We start from the raw sequence: 20,914 nt of genomic DNA on the forward strand, positions 1-20,914 counted from the left end.
TAGCCGCATCTCGTTAGGGAATCCAATCCCGCCCAATCACTTCATCGGGACTAGATTCTCGCCCGCGTGAAGCTTCGTCTCCTTACCCTTCCATACAAACGTCCCGGTAAGCCCCTGCGGTAAATCAACCGTCGCATTCGCCTCAGCATACTTCACATGAATCAACCCCTGCGGAGCAGGAAAGCTCGCCTCAAGGTGCGTCAGCTCACCCAGATGCGGAGCAACTCGCACCGTCCTGAATCCGGGACTCGCAGGCGAGATTCCCGCCACCAGCGTCAACAGATCAAACGTCGGATGCGCCGACCACGCATGAGAATCCGACCGCGTATTCCCCGGCTGCTCCGGCCATGTTGAAAATCCTTCTTTCAAAAATTCATGCCAGCTTCCCAGCGTCTTCAGATACTCATCCGCCATCCCTGCATGATCGAGCGCCCGCGCCAGATAGTAGCGAAAGTAGTAGCTCGCCGTGATCAAATCCGGATCGGCCTTCACCGACGAATCGCCAAGCTCGTGGCCCACAATCTGTCGCATCACCTCAGCCTGTTCGCTCCTCGGAACTACGTCATACAACACGCCCAGCATGTTTGTGTGCTGGCTGAAAATATCCTTCGCCGGAGAATCCGCCATCAGCTTCCGTGACGCATCCCAGCAAAGCGTTCGCTCTCCCTTGATCGCCGCATCCAGCCGCGCACGATCGATCTGCACATGCTCTTTCGAGCCCAGCGCACTCTCAAGATCAATCGCATCCTGCAACGCGCTGATGTACTGCATCGTCACCAGGCAAGTCTCCCCATTCTGCTTGTCATAAGAAGGGAACTCCTTCTGCACCTCGATCCAATCCACAAAGTTCCACCACGGAGTCTTGCCCAGCAACCCATCCGCATGTTGATAACTCGCAAACCAATCCAGCACCGTCCGTGTGCCCGGCAAAATGCTCTTCACAAATTCCGTGTCCGGCCGATACATGTAGTTGTCATGCAACATCCCGATCCACAGCAAACTGAACGGCGGAATCATCTGCGGCAATGACTCCGGATAGCGGCTCGTAGTGATGCCCGCTGGCACCCGCGAATCATTCAACGCCCGTATCGCCTGCCTCGGCAACCGATCGTCGCCCGTCATCGCATACGTGATCATCGCCTGAATACGCGTATCTCCCGCATACTGCAACTGCTCGTAATACGGAGTGTCCATGTAAGTCTCATGCGCATCCAGGCGCGCCGTATGCCAGCCAATCTCCCATATCTTCTGCAAGTCGGCATCACCCGTCTCAAGCTGTGCCTTCGTCTCAAATGGATAAGCCGTGAAGTGCGCCTCCATTCCATCCAGCGTCAGCGGCTCGTCCGCGGTTTCAACCGCTACATCCACATAGCGCCATGTCCGCCACCACAGCGGCTCAAACACCCGATGCGCCCCGCCATCCGGAACAACCTCATCCACATACCCCAACGCCTGCCGCGTGCCAACTTCATTGCGATTGCCCTTATGCTTTTCCGCATCGTAAAGCGCCTCGGCATAAGTCAACGTCACATGCGAACCCTTGCCGCCTGAAAACATCAGCTTCGGATAAGCCGTGGTCAGCTCCGACCGGTCGAGCATCAGGTGCACAGTAGAGTGCGCCGCAATCGTCACTGGCGCAGCCGGAAACTTCTCTCCATCCTGCAGCGTGCCCGTCACCCGCACCACGTGCCCGGCATCTTCCTTCGTATAAGCCATGTGCGGCAGCGTATCCTGCACCAGAGCCCACGGAACATCCGCCGTCACCTCGCGCGAAGCCGCAATGCCGGCACGCGAAGAGTTATCCTCCCGCAGCGCAGGCCCCGCAGCCACCCACTTCGACCCCGGTGCTGCATCTGCCTTCATCCAATCCCAGTCATACTCAGACCCCTTCAGCGTTTCGCCCGGACCAGCCGCGTAATACACCCATAGGCCATTCTGCCTGCGCGGAAGCAGCACCTGCCCCGGCTCCTCTTCCACCATCCACGTGGAGTTCGTATTCACCGCTTCCTCAGCCTTCGTATCTCCCTGGACGAGAAACGCAGTCCTGTCGCTGATCTGCGCCACCGGAGCATACGTGCCAAAGTTCCACACCGTCGCTGCAATCACATTCGCGCCCGGCTTCAACATCGGCCCCAGGTCAAACGTCTCGTAACGCCAGTGCGTCATATCCCCACGCGCAGGCCCATCCCCAACCCGCTCGCCATTGAGATACAGCACAAACCTGTTATCCGCGCTCACCTCAACCAGGTAGTGCGCAGGCGCAGATGCGATATCGAGCGTCTTCTTGAAGTGCAGAGTAATAGGCTCCCGCAGCGGCGCCGTCGGATGCGAAATCCACTGCGCCGACCAGCCTCTGCGTCCCTCCTCAGCCTTTCCACTCTGGGCAGTCGCCCACGTTCCGCCGACAAGCGTGACCGCCAGCGCACTCAGCATCATCGAACGCAGCAAGATCGAACGCAGCAAGGCAGAACTAACCCAACGGGAACAGGCAACAACTCGCATCACAAAACTCTCCAGAGAAGAAGTGGATCGAAGCAGGACGGGAAACCATCCGGATCAGTCTAATCTAAAAAAGTATATCTATTGAATCTGTAAGTCGCGCCAATATCTAAATTCGCCCAGCCGCCCGCAAATCCCGAATCTCCTCGTCCGTAAAAATTCGCGACCGAATCAGAAACCGCACACCCTCCGATCCCTCCAGTGAAAACATCCCACCCCGCCCCGGCACCACATCCAGAATCAACTGCGTATGCTTCCAATACTCAAACTGACTCTTGCTCATATAAAACGGAACCCCGTCCACTTCGCCCAACTGCACATCCGAGTCGCCAACCAGAAAATCCCCCAGCGGAAAACACATCGGGGAGCTGCCATCACAGCAGCCCCCCGACTGGTGAAACATCAGCTCACCATATTGCTCTCGCAGCTTGCGGATTAGCGTCACAGCAGCATCCGTAGCCAACACCTGCACCGGTACCGCCAAATCAACCTGTTCCATCAACCCCACCTGAAGCGCAGGAATAACAAATCCTGCCCAAAACAATCGTCATCCTGAGCAAAGCAAAAATCTGCCAGCGCTGTCTGTCATTCCCGCGACTTCAGCAAGCCTTAAAAGAAACCCAGCTTTTTGGGCGAGTAACTCACCAGCATATTCTTCGTCTGCTGATAATGATCCAGCATCATCTTGTGATTCTCGCGTCCAATGCCGGACTGCTTGTACCCACCAAACGCTGCGTGCGCCGGATAAGCGTGATAGCAGTTCGTCCAAACGCGCCCTGCTTGAATCGCGCGTCCCATGCGATAGCAGATATTGGCGTCGCGACTCCACACGCCCGCGCCCAATCCATATAGCGTGTCGTTGGCAATCTCCAGCGCCTGCGCCTCGTCCTTGAAGGTCGTCACAGATACGACAGGCCCAAAGATCTCCTCCTGGAAGATGCGCATCTTGTTGTGTCCTTCAAACACCGTAGGCTGCACATAATAGCCGCCCTCAAGATCGCCATCCAGCCTGGCACGCTCGCCGCCAATGAGAACCTTGGCGCCTTCCTGCTTGCCAATATCGATATAGCTCAGAATCTTCTCCAGCTGCTCATTCGAAGCCTGCGCCCCAATCATCGTAGAGCCATCCAGAGGCGAACCCTGCTTCACCGCGGCGACCCGCTTCAGCGCCCGCTCCATAAAGCGGTCATAGACGCTCTCCTGGATCAGCGCCCTGCTCGGGCAGGTACAAACCTCACCCTGGTTAAACGCAAACATCGTGAAGCCTTCAAGCGCCTTATCGAAGAAATCATCATCCTCGCGCACTACATCTTCAAAGAAGATATTCGGCGACTTACCACCTAACTCCAGAGTTACAGGAATAAGGTTCTGGCTGGCATACTGCATAATCAACCGGCCCGTCGTCGTCTCGCCCGTAAACGCGATCTTGGCAATCCGCGACGAAGAAGCCAGCGGCTTACCCGCCTCCAGCCCAAAGCCATTCACGATATTCAACACACCCGGAGGCAGCAGATCGCCCACCAGCTCCGCCCATACCAGAATGCTCGCCGGAGTCTGCTCCGCCGGCTTCAGCACCACGCAGTTACCCGCAGCCAAAGCAGGAGCCAGCTTCCATATCGCCATCAGGAGAGGAAAGTTCCACGGAATGATCTGTCCCACCACACCCAGCGGCTCGTGAAAGTGATAAGCCACCGTGTCATGATCGATCTCCGAGATACCGCCCTCCTGCGCACGAATCGCCCCCGCAAAATAGCGGAAGTGATCGATCGCCAGCGGCAGATCGGCAGCCGTAGTTTCGCGAATAGGCTTGCCGTTATCCCATGTCTCCGCCTCGGCCAGCAGAGCAAGATTATCTTCCATCCGCTGCGCAATCTTGTTCAGAATATTGCTGCGCTCCGTAACGCTGGTCTTGCCCCACGCAGCCTTCGCCGCATGTGCAGCATCCAGCGCCCGCTCCACATCCGCAGCATTCGACCGCGGAATCTCGCAGAACGGCTTGCCCGTAACCGGCGTCACATTGTCAAAATATTTTCCCGATAGCGGAGCCACCCACTCACCGCCAATATAGTTCCCATACCGGGCACGAAACCCATGTTGCCCACCGCCTAATGTTCCAGGCTGTAAAGAAGTCAAAGTAGCCATAATGTCACCTCGTATAGATAGAGAGAACCGGCGTGCCAAATCCCACGTCCTCCCTCGAACGTCAAATAATACACCCACCCCATCAACGCAGGTCAAATCGAATTGATGGCAGTCTCACAGTACGTTTTGAATATCGCTGCGTACATGATCGTTGCGTACTCCGTGCCCAGCGCCCAGGCTAAGACAGTCAACCGGGCACACGGCTCTGCACAAAATTACCCTGAACAAGCCCACAATAGAAAAATGACCCAAAAGCCGCGTTCCAGATCGCTCCGTCCATCCATCCACAAAAATCTACATAGCCCCCTCCCCCATCGAATTCGCCATAATTTCGTCTCACGCAAGCGAACTCATAATCCCCGCTTTGAATTAATGCGCATGAGGCCCGGAACTGACCTTGACGCCATCTTTCCAAACCGCCGAAATCGACTCCGTGTTGCGAATATCTTCTGAAGGATCCTTATCCAGAACGATAAAACTGGCCTTCAATCCCGGCCGCAGTACTCCAAACTCATTGGAAGCACGCAATAACTCCGCGCCATTTTTCGTCGCAACCGTAATAGCTTCCAGTGGACTCAACCCCGCCCGCACCAGCAACTGCAACTCCTGATGCTCGGCAAATCCAAACGGACGAATCGGCGTAGCCCCGGAATCCGTCCCCAGTGCCACCAGCAATCCCGCATCGTAGACCTTCTTCAGATTCTTGAACGCAATCGGAAGCGCCGCCAACTCCGCGGGCGTCTTCTTATCGTTCTTCACCGATTGCTTGTACTGCGCGCTGGTGATCATCTCGTAGACCCCAGGCTCAAGCGAGTCGCGAAAGAAAGGCTGATTCAACCACGCCGGATCATCCGCATACGCCGTAGCAAAATCATCCAGCGACATCGTTCCGATATACGCCACATGCTTGCGCTTCATCTCCGCTACCAATGCATCAGGAATCTCAGCATCGCGAACAGAATGAGCCAACACATCCACGCCATCATCCACCAGCCTCTGCGCATCTTCCTCGTGATACACATGCGCGGCAACTCGAAGATGATGCTTATGCGCTTCATCGATGATCGCCCCGTAAATCTCAGGCTTCATCTTGGGAAACTGCCCCCAGAAGTCGTCCACCCACATCTTGATCAAGTCCGGCCTCTGCGGTGTTGACGGCGCCTCGCGATCTTTCCCCTGCACAATAATCCTGTTCGAATTGTGTTCCGGATCTACGCTGACTTTCGGAGAGTCATCCACTTCTCCGGCTACTTGCGGAGCAGTCCGTGAAGCCAGTTCGCGCACATCTTTCCGCGCTTCATCAGCCGTCGCAGGACGATAAATCTCATCCGCACCCATCGCAGCAGGCGGTAATCCACCCGGCACGCCAAACCCGCGCCCAGCCGTATAAATCAACGCACCGGGAATCTTGCCCGCATGGGATTCCTCGCGCCATTGATAAGCCTCATCGCGGTCCGTGCCCATCACCATCACGGCGCCAACACCGTAATCCTGGTACTGCAAAAGCTGCCGCCGAACGTTGGCTTCGGTATAGTTTGCCGCCGACATCTTCGTGCCTTTCACCAGGCCCAGATGCCCATGACAGTTCACAATCTCCGGCATAATCGTCTTGCCGGAGAGATCGATGATCGTCGCTCCCTTGAGAGCCGGCGCAGAAGAACTAACGATCGCTCGCACCCGATCGTGATCGATCACCAGCGCGGCATCCTTTCGCGGCGGCCCGCCATTGCCGTCAATCAAAGTGACATGGCGCAACACCGTTACCTGGGCTACCTGCGCCTGAGCTGGATCGCAGAGAGACACAACGCAAAAAAGAACCAACAGTGGACTGAGTATCTGGAGGATCGATCGCACGGGAATTACCTCTGATAAAACTGAAGAAGTGGATGGACACAAGCATCCTAATATCTGGATGCTGAATTTGACGCACAGTATACCTGCATCTTCCGCAGAGATGTTGTGCGAAAGGACGCGGCGCGATGCGAAACTCAGTTGCCATCGAGATACGTCCAATATCTGTACGGAATGCAATCTTACCCAGAGGTTTTTATGAACTACGTTCGTCTCGGGAATACAGGCACTAAAGTATCGCAAATCTGTCTCGGCTGCATGAGCTACGCAGAGGGCTCCAAGGGCGCGCATCCCTGGGCGCTGAATGAAGAACAGAGCCGCCCTTTTTACAAAAAAGCCCTCGATCTGGGCATCAACTTTTTCGATACAGCAAACGCCTATTCCGTCGGCACCAGCGAAGAGATCCTCGGCCGCGCCATGCGTGACATGGCTCGCCGTGAAGACATTGTTATTGCCACCAAGGTCTACGTCCCGATGCGCGATACACCCAACGGCAAAGGCCTTTCGCGCAAGGAAATCTTCTTCGAAATCGACGCAAGCCTGAAGCGTCTTGGAACCGACTACGTCGATCTCTACCAGATTCACCGCTTCGATAACGAAACGCCAATCGAAGAGACGCTTGAAGCTCTGCATGACGTAGTCAAAGCCGGCAAAGTCCGCTATATCGGAGCGTCGTCGATGTACGCGTACCAGTTCTCAAAGGCGCTCTATCTAGCCGATCTTCATGGATGGACGCGCTTCGTCACCATGCAGCCTCACTACAACCTGCTCTATCGCGAAGAAGAGCGCGAAATGCTCCGCCTCTGCCTGGAAGAAAAGATAGGCGTTTTGCCCTGGAGCCCGTTGGCACGCGGTCGCCTCGCTCGCACCTGGGCTGAGCGCGGCGAAACCAATCGCGCGCAGACCGACGCCTTCGGCAAAAAGCTCTATTCTCACACCGAAGAGGCTGACGAAAAGGTCGTCAATGCTGTGCAGAAAATTGCCGAGCAACGCGGTGTTCCGATGTCGCAGGTCGCACTTGCCTGGGTACGTCAGCAGCCCGCTATCACCGCGCCAATTGTCGGCGCAACCAAGCTGCATCAACTCGAAGATGCAGTAGCTTCGCTCTCCATCACCCTAAGCAAAGAAGAGTGCGAATCCCTCGAATCTCCTTACATTCCTCATAGCATCAGCATCGGCTGAACACAGCATCGATTGGACGCAGCATCGATTGATGCCAGCGAGGCGGGCGACTCTTAACGTCGCCCGCTTTTCTTTACCGCCGAAGTCAGCTTTCCTGTTACTGCGTATTTCCGCCGCTCAATCGGTGTAGAAAGCACAACGCTGGTCACTGGATTTCCATAGGGCAGCAGCGCCTCGATCAATGCTTCCAGCCCGGACATTGAAGTCGTGGTCACCTTCAGCAAAAAAGCATCTCCGCCCGTTAGGTGATGGCACTCGCGAACTTCTTCAAGCGTCTTCACGAAATCCACCAGCCGAAAGTAGTGCTGTCCATCGCACGTCATGCGAATAAAGGCCAGCACCTCTAATCCCAGGGCTTCGCGGTCCATCTCTACGGTGTAAGCGCGCACGATGCCTACTTCTTCCATCTGTTTCATGCGCTCTGCCGTTGCCGTAGGAGAAAGCCCAACCCGTCGCGCCAGTTCTGCGGTCGAAAGCCGCGCATTATCCTGCAGCTCCGTCAACAGGCTGCGCCCGAAACTGTCCATCAGGTAAGAAGCCCCAAGATCCGTTGAATCTATCGCCATAGCAACCAAGCATAGTGGAATCAAATCCAAAATCCAAGATCAGGGGGGTAACCACTCTGTACGCGCAGACATCCGCTGCCTAGCATAAAAGTCTATGAAGCTTGAGAATACAGCGCTCCCGTTTCAACTCGATGGCAGTCCTATAACTCTGTCTGAAATCGAATCCGTCGCCAGTTTTGCAACGACAGGCCATTGCCTGGTTGTTATTACGCCTGAGGCTTTGGCCCGCGCAGCCGCCAGCCGAGAAGTCATCGAGCAGATCCTGGCCACAGGCCAGACTGTCTACGGAGTCAACACCGGTTTTGGCAAGCTTGCCGACGTGCGCATCCCGTCTGAGCATCTCGCCCAGTTGCAGACGAATCTGGTTCGCAGCCATGCCTGCGGGCTTGGTGAGCCGCTCTCCGAGGCGGAGTCCCGCGCGATGCTGCTGCTGCGCGCCAACGTCCTTGCGAAGGGCTTCAGCGGCGTACGCCCCGCGCTTCTCGAACTGCTGGTAGCCATGCTCAACGCAGGCGTTCATCCCATCATTCCCGCCAAAGGCTCGGTTGGAGCCAGCGGCGATCTTGCCCCGCTCGCGCATCTCGCCCTGGTTGTAATCGGCGAGGGCGAAGCGATTTTCCAAGGCCAGCGTATGTCCGGCGCAGAGGCTCTGACTGCAGCCGGTCTCGCTCCGCTGAAACTTGCCGCCAAAGAGGGGCTGGCATTGCTTAACGGCACGCAGGCAATGACCGCTGTCGGCGCACTCGTAACCCATCGCGCTCGCTATCTTGTACAGACCGCGGATCTGGCTGGAGCCATGTCCCTGGAAGCGCTCAAGGGAACGCCAACCGCCTTCGACTCGCGCATTCACGCGGCGCGTCCGCATTCGGGCCAGATCGCTTCCGCTGCCAATCTCACCGCAATCCTTGCCGATAGCGAAATTCGCGAGTCGCATCGGTCGCAGTCTGTCGACACGCGCGTACAGGATGCCTATTGCCTTCGCTGCATGCCCCAGGTTCATGGCGCAGTTCGCGGCGTTCTCGACCATGTCGCGAGCATTCTCGAAACCGAATCGGGTTCTGCGACGGACAACCCGTTGGTGTTTCCAGCGAAGCAGGGAAGCGACGCCGAGGTCTTATCCGGCGGCAACTTCCACGGAGCACCCTTGTCCTATGCCTTCGACTACGCCGCGGCCGCTCTCACCGATCTCGCCAGCATCAGCGAACGCCGCATCGACCGGCTCATCAATCCCGATATCAACGAGGGACTGCCAGCGTTTCTTTGCGCTAACGCAGGCCTTTCCTCGGGATACATGATTGCCCACGTCACTGCCGCGGCGCTTCTGAACGAATGCAAGGTTCTGGCTCACCCAAGCAGCACGGACTCCGTCCCGACCTCCGGCGGCAAAGAAGACCATGTTTCTATGGGTATGACCGGCGCGCTCAAACTACGCCAGATTACGGACAACCTCGAACTCATCCTCGCCATAGAGATGATGTGCGCCGCGCAGGGTCTCGACTATCGTCTCCCCCTCAAGCCGGGCAAGGTCGTGGCGGATGCCCATGCAAGGGTTCGCGCTGTTGTCGCGCATCTCGATGACGATCGCATTCCGGCTCCGGACATTGAAGCGATCGCCAGCCTGATTCGTAAAGGGAAAGTATAGGCGGGCAAATAGCGGTGGGAGAGTCGAGCAGGGAAGGCTGGCCGCTGTTGGGAGCGTCCGGCCTATCCTGCGAAAGGACGCGCAAAGTGCTACAATATGTTGGGTTAGCCGCGTCCTGTATCCCTATAGAACGCCGCTCCGATATCGTTATCAGCCACTGAGGTTTCTCATGTCCGGCCATTCAAAATGGGCCACAATCAAGCACAAAAAGGGCGCGCTGGATGCTAAGCGCGGCAAGATATTCACTCGCCTGATCAAGGAAATCACGATCGCAGCCAAGACCGGCGGCGGAGATCCTGACGGCAATCCGCGCCTGCGCTCTGCCATCCTGGCAGCCAAGGCCGAGAATATGCCGCAGGACAACATCAAGCGTGCGATTCAGCGCGGTACGGGCGAGCTGGAAGGTGTGAACTACGAAGAGATTTCGTTCGAGGGCTACGGCCCCGGCGGCGTCGCACTGATCGTGGACACCCTGACCGACAATCGCAACCGCACGGTGAGTGAAGTTCGCTTTGCATTCTCGAAGAACGGCGGCAATCTCGGCGAGACCGGATCGGTACGCTTCATGTTTTCAAAGAAGGGCGTCATTGCGATCGAGAAGGCCGAGGCCACTGAAGATCAGCTCATGAATATCGTGCTCGAACATGGTGGAGAAGACCTGAACGATCACGAGGAGAGCTGGGAAATTGTCACCGATCCTGCGTCGTATGAGGCCGTTCTCGCAGCGGTGAAAGCGGCGAAGATTACGACGGTGATGAGCGAGGTAACGATGGTAGCCTCGACCTACACCAAGCTTGAGGGCACGGCAGCCAATCAGATGATTCGCCTGCTGGATACCCTGGAAGATCTCGACGACGTGCAGAATGTCTATTCCAACTTCGATATGGATGCAGAACAGATGGAAGCGGCGGGTTAGCAGACAGATTTGTCATTTGCTTGCAGAGGCCGCCTATCTCAGGCGGCCTTTTCTGCGAAACTGGTAAGGTACTGCGAAGCTTTTCTTACCCCACCGCAATCTTATCTTCGCGATATCGATTTGAATTTGTCCCAGGAAAGGGAAGTAACTTGTTTCCATTTTGGTCTCGGTTTTCAAAATGCACATTAGCGTTTTCGCTGATCTTAGGATTAGCCGCAGTTGCCGGAGCGGAGCCTGATCATGCAGGCACGACGCCCGCTGCTGGAGCAGATTCAAGCGGTCAGGGCTCCAGCACATGGGAGTTCGGTCCATTCCTGAACGGCGGAGTCGGTCTCGGAAATCGCTCTGATTTTTCCTTTCTGTCTCCGGGCTTCCAGGTGGGCAAGACGCTGACTCCGGTGGTGAAGGCTGGTCCGCTGAGCGGCCGGTTTGAATTTGCGGGCAACATCATGCCTCTTTGGCTGGCCTTTACTCCGGCCCCGCACTCGCAGATAGCCATTGCCTCGGATGGAACGCCGGTTCTTCAACAGGTGGGCGGCGGCACATTTACCGGTCTCAGCATTACGCCGGTAATCTTCCGCTGGAATTTCGCAAACCATTCACGCCGCTTCAAACCCTGGGTTCAGGCGGCTGGCGGCCTGATCTATACGACCCACAAGTTTCCGCCGAATATTGAGGTTCCGAAGGGAACGCCGGGTGGGACTTCGGTATTCAACTTCTCCCCGCAAGGTGGAGGCGGTTTTCATTATTTCCTACGTCCGCGACGGTCAATTGATTTTGGCGTGAACGCGGTACACATTTCTTCCGCCTCCCTGGGCGATAGAAATCCTGGAGTAAATGCCAGCCTGCAGTTCCAATTGGGCTACACTTGGTGGAAATAAATGGTGGAAATAAATGTCTGAGGGAATTCACGGGCCGATCGTAGCCTGCGTGCCGAACTTCTCCGAAGGCGTGGACGAAGCCTGTGTTCGGGCTATCGTCTCCGCCATGCGGGTGGAGGGCGTGCGGCTGCTCGATTGGTCGATGGATTCCGACCATAACCGTTCCGTGGTGACCATCGCAGGCGCTCCGGCCCTGGTTCTGGAGTCGGCCATCCGGGGGGTGGGTAAGGCCTCAGAGCTGATTGATCTGACCCGTCAGACGGGTGTCCACCCGCGCATTGGGGCAGCGGACGTGATCCCATTTGTGCCGGTCTCCAAGGTTTCGCTCGACCAATGCGCGCTGCTGGCACGACAGGCGGGTGCGGAGATCTGGCGGCGTTTTGGCATTCCGGTGTATTTTTATGAGGCCGCTGCGGCGCGTCCTGACCGGGCTAATCTTGAGGATGTGCGACGGGGGCAGTTCGAAAAGTTGCGTGAGATTGCGCGGCGAGAGACATCGCGACGCCCTGACATTGGCGGACCAGCGCTGCACGCGACTGCCGGGGCGTGTGCCGTGGGAGCGCGCAAATTTCTGGTAGCCTACAACATCTACTTCGACTCCACTGACGTATCCCTGGTGCGGGCAATCGCGAAGGAGCTTCGTGCTTCCTCCGGAGGCTTGCACGGAGTCAAAGCATTGGGAGTCCTGGCTCACGGCCGGGCTCAGTTGACGATGAATGTGACGGATTTGAAGACCACGCCCGTCTCCAAGGTGTACGCGCAGGTCTGCCGGTTGGCCGCAAAGCACAAGGCCGATCCGGTAGAAGCTGAAATCATCGGTTTGCTGCCTCAAATTGCATATGAGCAGGATAGCGAGTGGATGCGTCTGTTAGATGGGTTCGATCCGGAAACCAAGGTTTTGGAGCGCAGGTTGGATGCTCCATTGGCTTGGCCGGAAGACCAGTAACCAAATTTTGTGCTGACAAAGTCATGCACGATGCGCCTTTTTTGCCCGGCGCGAACCGGAAATACGCTTTCCGATCCAGGAGGAATATCTTGAAGAAGCATTTGTTAACAACTTGTTCACTGTCTGCACTTTTCCTGGCGGTGGTAATCGCGGGATCTTCCGTTTCCGCCTCAGCCGCACAATTATCGTCCGATGCTCGCGCGGCGATTCCACATGATGTTCAGCAGATGGTGGTCATCGACTATCGCATCATGCAGAATTCATCGGCTGCGATGGAGTTGCGTGGGCAGGTAATGCCTCCTGAGTTGAAGACGCTGGAAGACGGTCTGCGCAAGTCCGGTCTGGATGACAACAACGACGTAGATCAGTTGGCATTCATTCTTTACCGCGAGGGTGCGAGCGGGGAAGACGTTCGGACAATCGGCTTTGCGCAGGGGCAGTTCCCAGTGCAGGACGTGGTGGCCAACTTCAGAAAGAAGAAAGTCAAGTCAACCCTGGTACGCGGCAATCGGATTTATCCGTTGGGCACCACGGGCATGAGCGTGGCGTTCCTCGACGAGTCCACGATGGTTTTCGGCGGCCTCTCGGCAGTTCGCACTGCGCTCGACGTGCGTGATGGCCTGGCGCCAAGCCTGCTGACGAATCAGACGGTAATGGATTCAATGCGTTCTGTAGATGCCGCGCCTCTGTGGAGCGTTCTAGACCAGAAGGGAACTCAGACCATGATGAAGCAGGTGCTGGGCGATGCTGGTTCGATGGCCGACTTCGACACGGTAAAAAAGCGCATGGTGGCGAGCTGGTACGCAATGGACTTCCAGCATGGCGTGAAGTTCGATCTCTCGGTGGTTACCGGAGATAACTTCGCTGCCGCTACTGTTTCTTCCCTGCTGAATGCAGCGGTGCTCTATAAGAAGATGAGCGGCTCGGACAGCGATAAGGCTGCGCTGGACGACACGGTTATCCGGTCGAACTCAGGGCGCCTGGATGTGCATTTCGCTGCTTCGGATTCGCAGTTTGGCTCGCTCATGAAGTCGCCGATGTTCCAGAGCATGGTCCGGTAAAAGATGGTCCGGTAAACAGGTAACAGGTGTAATGAATGACTCCGCCCATGCTTCAATCCGGGCGGAGTTCTTATTTGCATAGCTAATATTCAGAGGCTAAACAGGATCGCCCTTGCGGCGTATCTTCGGTACTTCGAGCAGGCTGGACGGGAAGTCGGGACGGGATAACGTACTGGCCACGATGACTCGGTTGCGGCCCCTTGCCTTGGCCCGGTAAAGCGCCTGATCCGCAGCCTCGATCAGGTCCTGTGCCGATTTGCCGCGCTGAGGCGTGATTGTGGCACAGCCGATGGAGACAGTCACGATTCCCGGTGCGTTGCCTTCATGGGGCAGGCGGCGATTGCGAATAGACTGGCAAATATCTTCGGCCACTGCTCTTGAACCTAACTCGTCTGTGCCGGGCAGGATCACGGCAAACTCTTCGCCACCGTATCGCGCAACCAGATCGCCGGGGCGGAGAACGATGTCCAGAGCAGCCTCTGCAATCTGCTTGAGGCAGCTATCTCCGCGGACATGGCCGTAAGTGTCGTTATAGCGCTTGAAGTGGTCCGCATCGATCAGCAGCAGGGAAAGTTTGTTGCCGTCGCGGGATGTGCGTCTCCATTCGGCGGCCAGGGCATCGTCAAAGCGCCGCCGGTTTGCGATGCCGGTCAGGGCGTCGATGACGACGAGAGTTTCCATGGCGCGATAGGCGGATTGCAGATGCTCCTCCGAGCGTTTTCGTTCCGTGATATCGCGGACGATATTCAAGTAGCCAATCGGCCGGCCGGTTCCGGGGTCGCGGTAAACGCGCAGGCTGCCTTCCACCCAGATATATTCGCCGTCCCTTTTTCTTGCCCGGTATTCCAGCGTTCCACCCTCGGCACCGGCCCGCAGCGCCCTCATGGCCGTCTCCACGTCGGCAACATCGGCAGGATGAATGACCTCGCGGAACAGGCGGCCAACAAGCTCATGCGGCTCCCAGCCGGAGAGAGTCTTGATGCCCGGGGATACATACGTTCGTCGTCCGTCCAGGTCTCCAAGCACGATGGCGTCGCGTGAATTGTCGACCACCAGTTTATGCAGAGCTGCAATTTGTCGAAGGTCGTTCTGAGTTCTCCGCAGACTGCCAAAAACCACTGAAATGGAATAGAGCGTAAGCATCGTCGATGCCAGGAATAACTGGAGGATAGCAGCCTTCCACTCAATGCTCATCTGCGTGGCAAGCGCCATTGGGCCGCGGCCGTGGACGGTGTCCCATCCGCCGATGATGGCAATCAGCAGCGTGCAAAGCGCGGCCCATCCGAGATCCAGTTGCATCAGGACAAGAACAAGAAAGGGAAAGACGAGAAACATGAGCGGAAGCTGGCTCTGATTGAAGATAAGCAGGGTGCAGACCAGCGTCATCGTCGGGTAAATCCATTGCCTGCGCAGCAGACGCCAGTTGCGCATCCTGTTTTGCAGGATGGCGACAAAGGTAGGCGTAACAACCGCGATGCCGAGTCCATCTCCGACCAGCCATCCCTGAACGACGCTGAGAAAGTCGTCATGATAGGTAAAACTTTTGAAAATGCCGTAAATGATTGCCGGGACTGCGGGAGCCAGGACACATGCAAATCCGACAAATCGAAGAAGATATCGGCCATCGGTGAAGATGGGTCTGACCGTGGACTTTCGCTTTAGCAGAAAGGCCCCGATCAGGACTTCAAACATGTTCAGGCTATTGAACAGCAGGTTCATCCCGAGCTTTTCGCCGATGAGGAAGCTGCCTACGACCATGCCTGCAAAGCCGGCGAGCCCATAGCCGAGCCAGCGCCACCGTGGAGCGAGCAGTAGAAACGCAAGGACCAGGCCGTTTGCCAGCCAGATGATGTTCAATCCGTCGGAGTATCTCTCCATCGAGTTGATGGAAATAATCGAGGCGGTTACGCCCAGGAACATGCCAGTCAGCCGCAGCGGGTAGTTATACCTGTGCTGCCATCGCTTTCCTGCTGCACTGGTATGCAAGAGTTCCTCCACTTCGGGCTACTTATGTATCGACGGGAAAATCAATGCTTCAACAACGTGAGCTCACATGAATCATCGCCAACGATAATCCCGATATCTCTGGCAACAACTACTGCAGGCTGCTTCTGAACCTGATACCCCGGAAAGAAAGGCAAAATCAATTGGAGCTGGCGATCGTTATTCGTTCAATTCTTTGTTCGTTTGTTCGATCTTCTACTTCATGATGCAGGCTTAAAACTGGGTTGAAACTCAACTTTGCCATGGGAAAGCAGGAGAATGGTGAGTTCGCCCTGTTGCTCCTCTACCAACTCCAATCCCTCGGCATGCGATGTCTTTCCATCGGGCGTGATGTAGCCCACTTTGATTGGTCCGCTTCCGCGAATTTTGAAACGATAGTCCATGGTTGCTCCCGGAACCAGTGAGTTTGTACCAAAGCTGGCGGTGGGATAATCGACTTCCAATTCGCGGATGGTTTCGCCCGTTTGATTCACGATGTGCGCAGCGATCCAGTAGCTTTTGCAGCCACTGAGAGGCAGCATGATTATCAGCGCCAGAAAGGTAGCCGTCATACGCCAGCTTTTAAAAGCAAAGTACTTCAATTACGGCCTTCTTTCGCATGAGCACTACTGTCAGAAGATGCATCTGTACCGGCGATCACCTGGGCAGCCTTTTCCAGCTGATGAATACGACGGAAGATTTCGGGCAGGCGTTGAAAGACTGCGACAGCCCGTAACCAGCTCCGATTCTCAAATGCAGGCGAGCCCGAGAGCATTTTTCCGGATGGCACATCGTGCGATACGCCGGACTGCGCTGTCAAGATTACTTCGTCGCCAAGAGTGCAGTGACCAGCTACGCCAGTCTGCCCGGCAAGGATCGCGTTGGCGCCAACGACAGAGGAACCGGCAAGACCAGCCTGCGCGCAGACCAGTGTGTTCTTGCCCACCTTGGAGCCGTGCCCGATCTGGACGAGGTTGTCTATCTTGGCTCCATCGGCAATTTCGGTCGCTCCAACAGTGGCTCGATCGATGCAGGCATTGGCCTGGATGTCCACATGGTGACCGACCAGCACCGGGCCCGACTGGGGAATTTTCTGCCAGTTGCCCTGGTTGTCTTTAGCGAATCCAAAGCCGTCCGATCCGACGATCGCTCCATTTTCGAGCGTGACATGGTCGCCGAGAATACACCCTTCGCGCACGACAGCGTGAGCATGGGCGTAGAAGTGATCTCCCGCTACGACGCCGGGATAGAGCACCACGTGGGGCAGCACGGTTGCGTTATCGCCCAGTTGCACGCCTGGTCCGATGACAACATAAGCTCCGATATGAGAATTGGCCCCGATCCTGGCGGTAGGGTCGATGACCGCGGTGGGATGTATGCCGGGCGCGTAGGCAGGCGGCTGGTAAAAGATGCCCAGCGCCTGTGCGAAGGCATGATATGGATTGGCGAGGCGAAGCGTAGGGGTTGAGATTTCCGGGAAATCCGGAGATACAAGAACCGCCGCAGCCTTTGTCTTGTGAACCAGGCCTGCGTATTTTGGGTTGGCAACGAAGGTGATCTCGGTTGGGCCAGCCTCTTCAATGCCGCGTACGCCCGTGACCTCTATAGTGCCGTCACCGTGCAGGGTTGCATTCAGACGATCTGCCAGTTCTGCCAGTCTCATTGTTGAGATTGTAATTGGAATATCAGTCTGACTCAGACTGACTCAAGCCTGACGTCAGGCGGACGGGCTCAAACGGACTGGCTTAGGCGTACTGGCTTAGACGGATGCAGGCGGACACAGGTATTCAAGGCCGTTCATTCCAACAGAACTCGTTCCGGAACGCGTTCTGTTGGAAAGAGAGTCGGCTGCAAATCCTGGCCGGGGCCTGCGCCGGAGTGCGGGGCAGAGGCCGCTCCAATAACCGAGAGGACGATCAGTTCTCGAATCGAGCTTCGTGGAACAAAGACCCGCTGAGTGTTGGTGCGGGTATCGGGCGGGGTGAGCAATATCCCAACGCCCTCGATGAGTGATCGGTCATTGGCGACGATGCCCTCCAGGACATCTGCGTCTCGCAGCGTGAGGCGCACCCATAGCCCCGTCATGCGTCCGGTCATGCGCGGCCTGCTGGTGAATCGCCTGCGCAGCAGCCGTTCCGGTTGAGCCGATTCTCCCGAAGAGGATTCGCCTGCAGCCGACTCGCCAGGAAGCGGATCGCGGACGTAGCAGACCCACTTCACGGCCTCCCAGTCAAGGACGGCCAGTTTTCCCGAGCTGTCGAGAAGTTCTAAAACCGGGCTGTCCGCAGGATTGGCCGCGGCATAACCGGCGGCCCAATCCTGCGTAAACTTGCGTACTATCACCGGTTTACGGGCCTGGCTCACAGGGTGGATTGTCGCACGAGCCGCTGGCGAATGAGTGAATTCAGTTCTAAAGCTGTAGCCAAGCTGGTTACGGTGTGATAACGTACTGTGGTTGCACGCATGCTAATGACGCTTTCTAAGCGTTGTTGCATCAGATACTTGAGAGACACCAAGGCGGGGAATAACCCGCGGGAGTAGTGAACGAAGCATGCCTGACTATATTTATTTGTTGGAGAACCGGCTGTCCGCCCCCCAGCAAAATGCCTTACGGACGGTACGGGATTTGGCGCGCGAAGCGCAGAAAACAGTCTTTCTCACCGGGGGCGCCGTGCGCGATCTCACTTGTGGGAATCCTGTACGCGACCTTGAAGTAACTGTGCACGGAAACGTGCTTGAACTGAAGTCCGCAGTCGAAAAAGCGGGAGGCAAAGTCTGGGGTGTCGATGAAGTTTCGCGCACTCTGTATCTGTGCTTCCCCGGCAACGTTCGTCTGGATCTGGGGAGCGCGCGTCGCGCTGATTTTCCAAAGTCGGGCAAACCTGTGTATGAGTGGACAAGCATCCAGGAAGATCTGCGCGCGCGCGACTTTACCGTAAATGCGATGGCAATTTCTCTGAATGAGGGATCTTACGGCTTGTTGATGGACCCAACCAATGGAGTCGCCGATATCGAGGCACGCCATCTGCGATTGGTCTCCAACTACGGTTTCCTTGAGAATCCGGTGCAGTTGATTCGTGCAACCCGGCTCAAGGCCCGACTGGCTTTTGAACTGGAAGAAAGAACCCACACACGCTACGAAAATGCCAAGGGTGAAGATGTCATCGAGCATCTCTCCGAGCATGAGCGCAGTCGCGAACTGGAGCAGATCGGCCATGAAGAAGAGCCGCTGAAGGTTCTGCATGCGTTGGAGGCCGAGGGCTGGATGCAGCACCTCTTCGCAGCGTGGACTGCGGCCAAGGCCGATGTGGACAAGCTGACGGCGTTGCACGATCTTTCGATCGAGCTACAGGTGCAGGGTGTGCACCCGGATGTATCTGCGGCGCAGATGCAGTTGCTGACGGCCAAGCTGGCTGCGAAGGATCTGGCCCAGCTCAAGAAGCAGATGCTGCGACCGGGCTTTGTCGAGGAGTGGAATCATCTCGACGCGCAGGCAGCAGATTTCGCCAAGGTACTGCTCTCGAAAGAGAATGCGACACCCTCTGCGACCTACAATCTTTTCACGAGCTATGCGGCGGAAGCTGTTCTATGGCTTGGGTTTACCAGCAAGCAGGCAGCCGTCAAGGAAAAGTACGAGAATTTCCTGAAGGTCTGGCCGCAGGCTCGTCAGCGCGTTCCTTACGCCTTGATGCTCGAAATGAGAATCACGCCCGAGCTACCTGGCTACAACGACCTGGTGAAGACCATCTTCCTGCAATTGATCGATGGCGGTTTGACCACCAACGAGGAGATTCGTGCGCTGCTGGAGCCGCATTCACCGCCCGCGCCGCCTCCGCCGGTCACGATCAAGCGGACTCGCGCCAAGAAGGGTGCAGAGGCCAAGAAGGCGCGTCATTCGGATGAGGATGATGAAGACTCCGACGATCTGGGCGACGACGAGGACGAGGAAGATGGTCTCGATCTCGACGGCGAGGATCTCGATTTCTCCATCGGAGCCGATGATGCGCGGATTGCTCCTGCGGCGGACGGCGATGAGGACGATGTCTTCGCTCGCGATTCGGTCGGGGATGACGATCTCGATTCCGACGGAGATCGGGATGCGGATACAGACGTCGATCCAGATGACGAGCCCACCCCTCCGGCAGCACCGAGAGGCCGCAAGGGCCGCGGAACATCCAAGGCCGCGTCCAGATCGGAATCGACTGCGGATCGCAATTCCGCGTCCGGAGCCGGATTGCGCGAGCTTGCGGAGGAGTACGACCTGGTTGAACCGGATGATCCAGCCGATTTAGACGAGGCTGATCCGTCGATTCTGACCGAGGATCTGACAACGGCAAAGAAAGTAACCTCGAAGGGACAGAAGGCGACTCCGATCAAGTCGTCTTCTGCCGCATCTAAAACAAAGGCTGCCGTGAAGGTGGTAGCGAAGGCTCCTGTGAAGGCGCCGGTTAAAGTCGTAGCGAAGTCTGCGGCGAAGCCGGCACCTGCCAAGCCTGTCGCGAAGGTTGCGGCTAAACCGGCGAGCAAGGCTCCTGTAAAAGCTGCGGTAAAGGTAGTCGCAAAGGCAGTTCCGGCGAAAAAGGCTGTCGCTGTATCCAAGACTGGCAAGAAACGGTAACGATTGCAGGGCTGTCATGCTGCGGTCAGGAAATAAGATTTCCTGAATCCGAGGCATGTTTGCGGCTTGTATTTATGCCAGAGTAACTCGTCATCCGAACGAGTGTGGCTTAGCATGAGCATGGTTGTTTATCTACAAAATTTAAAGCACACGAAGTTCAAAGCAAGGAACCGAATCGCAAGAGAGCGAACCGTTATAAATTGAGCTGTTCCGGTCGAACCGTTCCGATAGAGCTGTTCTGATCAAGTCACAAAGATCAAACTATGAATCTGCTTCATAGCAAATGAGTGTCTGCGAAGTCGGAGTAATTGCAATCAAAATCACTCCGACGAAATCTCTTCAGCGCCCGGCCTGACGGAGTGTATCCGTTTGGTTCCCGTGTAAACTTCGCCTGCGACATTTCTTCTTGAATAGGAACGACGTCGTTTGTCATAAAAGCGTCCATGGCAATCGACACACTCCCAGGGAAATCTCCCCAGGAAATACATAAATCGGTCAGCGAACGTTCTATTTCTGGCTCGGCGCCTGGTGGAGCTGGACGCGCATTTTGGACAATCAGGATTCATCGGTTTCTACCTTCCGTATTGAATTCCCGCAGGCAACTGGAGAGGCCATACTTTCAAGGCC

The 20,914-nt window shown here is 56.4% G+C and carries 16 protein-coding genes; 7 read left to right on the forward strand and 9 right to left on the reverse strand.

Features of this window, described 5'->3' with window-relative positions:
• Positions 1-36: 36 nt before the first annotated feature.
• From OHL19_RS10210 to OHL19_RS10225, 4 genes are all read right to left on the reverse strand, one after another.
• Positions 37-2,502 (reverse strand): alpha-L-rhamnosidase-related protein, encoded by a 2,466-nt coding sequence (locus OHL19_RS10210; RefSeq protein ID WP_263357557.1) that lies wholly within the window; start codon positions 2,500-2,502, stop codon positions 37-39.
• Positions 2,503-2,608: 106 nt separating this feature from the next.
• Positions 2,609-2,998, reverse strand: coding sequence for a DUF779 domain-containing protein (locus OHL19_RS10215; protein ID WP_263357558.1), 390 nt, complete (start codon positions 2,996-2,998; stop codon positions 2,609-2,611).
• Positions 2,999-3,108: 110 nt separating this feature from the next.
• Positions 3,109-4,641, reverse strand: coding sequence for an aldehyde dehydrogenase (gene adh / locus OHL19_RS10220; protein WP_263357559.1), 1,533 nt, complete (start codon positions 4,639-4,641; stop codon positions 3,109-3,111).
• Positions 4,642-5,010: 369 nt separating this feature from the next.
• Positions 5,011-6,495, reverse strand: a complete 1,485-nt coding sequence (locus OHL19_RS10225) for an amidohydrolase family protein (RefSeq protein ID WP_263357560.1) — start codon at positions 6,493-6,495, stop codon at positions 5,011-5,013.
• 195 nt (positions 6,496-6,690) lie between these two features.
• On the opposite strand from OHL19_RS10225, the gene OHL19_RS10230 reads away from it, so the two are divergent.
• Positions 6,691-7,674, forward strand: a complete 984-nt coding sequence (locus OHL19_RS10230; RefSeq protein ID WP_263357561.1) for an aldo/keto reductase — start codon at positions 6,691-6,693, stop codon at positions 7,672-7,674.
• Between the two features lie 53 nt (positions 7,675-7,727).
• Here the strand turns inward: OHL19_RS10230 and OHL19_RS10235 are convergent, their stop codons facing one another.
• On the reverse strand, positions 7,728-8,240 hold the full coding sequence (locus OHL19_RS10235) for an Lrp/AsnC family transcriptional regulator (RefSeq protein WP_263357562.1): 513 nt from the start codon (positions 8,238-8,240) through the stop codon (positions 7,728-7,730).
• Positions 8,241-8,334: 94 nt separating this feature from the next.
• On the opposite strand from OHL19_RS10235, the gene hutH reads away from it, so the two are divergent.
• From hutH to OHL19_RS10260, 5 genes are all read left to right on the forward strand, one after another.
• Entirely contained in the window at positions 8,335-9,882 is a 1,548-nt protein-coding gene (gene hutH, locus OHL19_RS10240) for a histidine ammonia-lyase (RefSeq protein ID WP_263357563.1), read from the forward strand.
• Between the two features lie 169 nt (positions 9,883-10,051).
• Entirely contained in the window at positions 10,052-10,798 is a 747-nt protein-coding gene (locus tag OHL19_RS10245; RefSeq protein WP_263357564.1) for a YebC/PmpR family DNA-binding transcriptional regulator, read from the forward strand.
• A gap of 149 nt (positions 10,799-10,947) precedes the next feature.
• Positions 10,948-11,679 carry an acyloxyacyl hydrolase gene (locus OHL19_RS10250; RefSeq protein ID WP_263357565.1) on the forward strand — a complete coding sequence of 244 codons (732 nt, stop codon included), beginning with the start codon at positions 10,948-10,950 and terminating at the stop codon, positions 11,677-11,679.
• Positions 11,680-11,692: 13 nt separating this feature from the next.
• On the forward strand, positions 11,693-12,625 hold the full coding sequence (gene ftcD, locus OHL19_RS10255) for a glutamate formimidoyltransferase (RefSeq protein WP_263357566.1): 933 nt from the start codon (positions 11,693-11,695) through the stop codon (positions 12,623-12,625).
• Positions 12,626-12,714: 89 nt separating this feature from the next.
• A complete protein-coding gene (locus OHL19_RS10260; RefSeq protein WP_263357567.1) occupies positions 12,715-13,686 on the forward strand; it encodes a hypothetical protein in 972 nt (323 codons plus the stop codon).
• Positions 13,687-13,782: 96 nt separating this feature from the next.
• On the opposite strand, the gene OHL19_RS10265 is transcribed toward OHL19_RS10260, so the two are convergent.
• The 4 genes from OHL19_RS10265 to OHL19_RS10280 all read right to left on the reverse strand — a co-directional run bounded on the left by OHL19_RS10265 (position 13,783) and on the right by OHL19_RS10280 (position 18,012).
• A complete protein-coding gene (locus OHL19_RS10265) occupies positions 13,783-15,672 on the reverse strand; it encodes a sensor domain-containing diguanylate cyclase (protein WP_263357568.1) in 1,890 nt (629 codons plus the stop codon).
• A 218-nt stretch (positions 15,673-15,890) separates the two neighbouring features.
• Positions 15,891-16,271, reverse strand: coding sequence for a hypothetical protein (locus tag OHL19_RS10270; protein ID WP_263357569.1), 381 nt, complete (start codon positions 16,269-16,271; stop codon positions 15,891-15,893).
• The gene (gene lpxD, locus OHL19_RS10275) at positions 16,268-17,332 is read right to left on the reverse strand and encodes a UDP-3-O-(3-hydroxymyristoyl)glucosamine N-acyltransferase (protein ID WP_263357570.1); all 1,065 of its coding nucleotides are present in this window, start codon (positions 17,330-17,332) and stop codon (positions 16,268-16,270) included. Before lpxD ends, OHL19_RS10270 begins: the two co-directional genes overlap by 4 nt.
• Before the next feature lie 134 nt (positions 17,333-17,466).
• On the reverse strand, positions 17,467-18,012 hold the full coding sequence (locus OHL19_RS10280; protein ID WP_263357571.1) for a DUF6982 domain-containing protein: 546 nt from the start codon (positions 18,010-18,012) through the stop codon (positions 17,467-17,469).
• 208 nt (positions 18,013-18,220) lie between these two features.
• Between OHL19_RS10280 and OHL19_RS10285 the strand changes: the two genes are divergently transcribed.
• Positions 18,221-20,287, forward strand: a complete 2,067-nt coding sequence (locus OHL19_RS10285; protein ID WP_263357572.1) for a tRNA nucleotidyltransferase/poly(A) polymerase family protein — start codon at positions 18,221-18,223, stop codon at positions 20,285-20,287.
• Positions 20,288-20,914: the final 627 nt, after the last annotated feature.

Source organism: Acidicapsa ligni (assembly GCF_025685655.1).
Taxonomy (GTDB): domain Bacteria; phylum Acidobacteriota; class Terriglobia; order Terriglobales; family Acidobacteriaceae; genus Acidicapsa; species Acidicapsa ligni.